Annotated in this window: 2 protein-coding genes and 1 pseudogene; 2 read left to right on the plus strand and 1 reads right to left on the minus strand. The window is 34.2% G+C overall.

Features of this window, described 5'->3' with window-relative positions; translation table 11 throughout:
* The coding region (locus AAV96_RS00295; RefSeq protein WP_046737865.1) for an ATP-binding protein at nucleotides 1-619 on the plus strand (619 nt) is incomplete at its 5' end.
* Between the two features lie 487 nt (nucleotides 620-1,106).
* A complete protein-coding gene (locus AAV96_RS00300) occupies nucleotides 1,107-2,108 on the plus strand; it encodes an alpha/beta fold hydrolase (RefSeq protein ID WP_046737866.1) in 1,002 nt (333 codons plus the stop codon).
* A gap of 260 nt (nucleotides 2,109-2,368) precedes the next feature.
* Here the strand turns inward: AAV96_RS00300 and AAV96_RS18180 are convergent.
* A pseudogene (locus tag AAV96_RS18180) lies at nucleotides 2,369-2,795 on the minus strand (NAD(P)-dependent oxidoreductase); the annotation flags it as partial.

Here is a 2,795-nt window from a genome sequence, read left to right on the forward strand (position 1 = left end):
TGGACAAACGGAAATCATGCTCATGGGTGAGCGTACAGATGAACAATATAAAGAACTGCTGTATTCAAATTTAGAAGATTACCAACGCCTGAAACGAATGATTGATAGCATGCTGTTTCTTGCACGTGCGGATCGTCAGATGGTGATGTTAAATAAACAATGGATCGATCTACCCAACTTGATTGAGACGATTTGTGACATTTTTGAGCATCAAGCCGAAGAACAAGGTTGCCAGTTTATTTTGCAGTTAGAACAAACTCAGATATTGGCTGATCCTGAATTACTACAACGAGCGCTTTATAATTTAATTTCAAATGCACTGACACATGGTGGTTTACAACGTCAGATTTATATTGGCAGTCGAAACAACCAACAAGATGATTCAAGCTTTACAACTAGCTTATATGTGATCACCAGTGATACGAGTATTGCAAATGAGCATCTTGATTCTCTATTTGAACGCTTTTATCAATGTACTTCTAGCCGCCATCAAAGCAGCCAAACTGGAGGTCTCGGTTTATCCATCGTTGCCTCAATTATGACCCTTCATCAAGGTGATTATTTGGCTTACAATACTCCAGATGGTATTTGCTTTGAGCTCATTTTTTCTGAAATTTAGTTATCGAAAACTATGAAATATATCTTTATTTATTTTCAAAAATTGACTTCCTAACTGTCTTCCATCAATCCAAAAATCAGTGGTGTCATAGTAATTTTCTTGCTGATAATCTCCTAAAGTTTTGCTTTGTCCAACCATCTGCTTAGATGAGAAAATTGTTTCCTGAAAGTTAGTGCAACAACATAATGTTGAATCTCGCTAGCTAATAAAGCAGCGTTTGATAACTTGCCGTGATATTTTGATTTTACTCATGACCAAACATGAATTTAATAATGGTCATATTAGCAACTCTAGTGATTCAAATTGTCATTGCCTTTATTTAATCACTTTAATAATTTGAGATAGGATTTTTTGTAGCAAGTATCTTGTTGAATTAATTCAAAACCATATTTCCTATATGTTACATGTTCAAATCATAATTTGGTTATTCAACTACACACACGAGAAGTAATTAATTTAGCCAAAATAAATTGGGGGCAACAAAACGATGAGTAAAAATGAATTAGGAACTGTTTTGAATCAGCCCACTATTGATGTTAAAGAATTATATCAACAATGGGGAGTGTCAACTCCTTGGCGTTCAACAGGTAGATTCGAACCTTTACAGATATTTGCGGGTAAGCTTTTGTATCGCCAAACCTTATACAATGAAAGTAGGTTTTATGGATTTAAACTTCACCATCATCAAATTGATGGCTTCCAAGTACATTGGTTAAGTAATAAAAAAAATAAGAAATCAAAGGGATCAATATTGTTAATTCATGGATTAAGTGCGGATAAATCACATTGGGTGCGATTCGCGCGTTATCTTGCTAAGGACTATCATGTCATCATTCCTGATTTACCTGCACATGGTCAGACTGGCTATTTATCAAATGCTGATTACAGTGTGGAGAGACAAGCTCGACGAATGATCGAGTTATTGGATCATTTAGGTATAAATCAAGTTCACGTACTTGGAAATTCAATGGGAGGTTTTATAAGCATTTTCATGGCTCACAAATGGTCTCATCGAATAGCTAGCTTAGGACTTTTAAATTCTGCGGGTTTAAAACCAAGAACTCACAGTGTATTGGAAGCAGCATTTCATGGAGCTAAAAATCCATTTATTGTAAATTCAGTTTCAGAATTTAATGACTTATTATCATTAGCTGCATCAAAGCAGCAATGGATGCCCTATTCTGTAAGATTAATGCTTGCTAAGCAGTTAGCTGATCGACGAGAGCGCTTGTTTAAATTATCTTTACAAGTAATGCAGGAAATAACTGAGTTTAATTGCGCAGAGAAAAGTAAAGATGCTTTTAAGATGTCAACACTTGTAATTTGGGGTGAAGAAGACAAATTACTTGATGTAGATATGTTAGAGCATTTTGTTGAGATTATTCCACATGCCCATTCAGTGAAATTACCTAATACTGGCCATATGCCAATGCTTGAATGTCCTAAGATAGCAGCAAAGCATTATAAAAGATTCATTAATACTTTATAGCATCCATTCTGATGATCAGATATGAATAACTTTGCCAAACCTTTAAGGTAGAATTCAGCTGTATGAAATGAACAATTAAAGAGCAATGAGTAACCATAAATTTATAAATAAATTTCGAGCATAAAAAACCACGTTGGGAAAACGTGGTTAAGGTGTCACTTTGCTTAAAGTGTTATGGTCATATACTTCAGTTAATTTAAAAACCCTTATTGAAACTATATTTAAAAACTCATATTAAATTATTATTAATAATAATTTATTTATAAAAATTTAGTATCTCGTAACCATTTTTCAGTTAAAAGCATTCCCTCAACAAGATTAATTTTGGGTTCATAACCCACCTGAGTTCGAATTTTATCAATTGAATAGCCGCTGTTTCTCGTTAACATTGCAAGAGAGCTGCTACTAATTTCTGTGTTTTGTTTCAGTATATTTGATAATAGCCATTCACTGCTTTTTGTTAATCTTTTAGCTAAACCCGTTTCCAATAAAATTGGCCTTCCTTTTTTCCCTGCCCATCGCCAATGATGACTAAAGAAATCCAAACAGCTCACATCTACCCCGTCAGTGATATTATAAATCTGTCCTGATGTTTGAGACTGTGTCGCTACTCCTAAAATTCCATCCAATAAATTATCGATGTAAACAGGACTAAAAATTCCCTGACCTTTTGCAGGTAAAATAAAT

It is taken from the genome of Acinetobacter sp. AG1, assembly GCF_001005525.1.
GTDB classification, from domain to species: Bacteria; Pseudomonadota; Gammaproteobacteria; order Pseudomonadales; family Moraxellaceae; genus Acinetobacter; species Acinetobacter modestus.

Excerpts from the sequence above, each read along its gene's own strand:
- AAV96_RS00300 (WP_046737866.1), top strand. The coding sequence starts at position 1,107 with ATGAGTAAAAATGAATTAGGAACTGTTTTGAATCAGCCCACTATTGAT.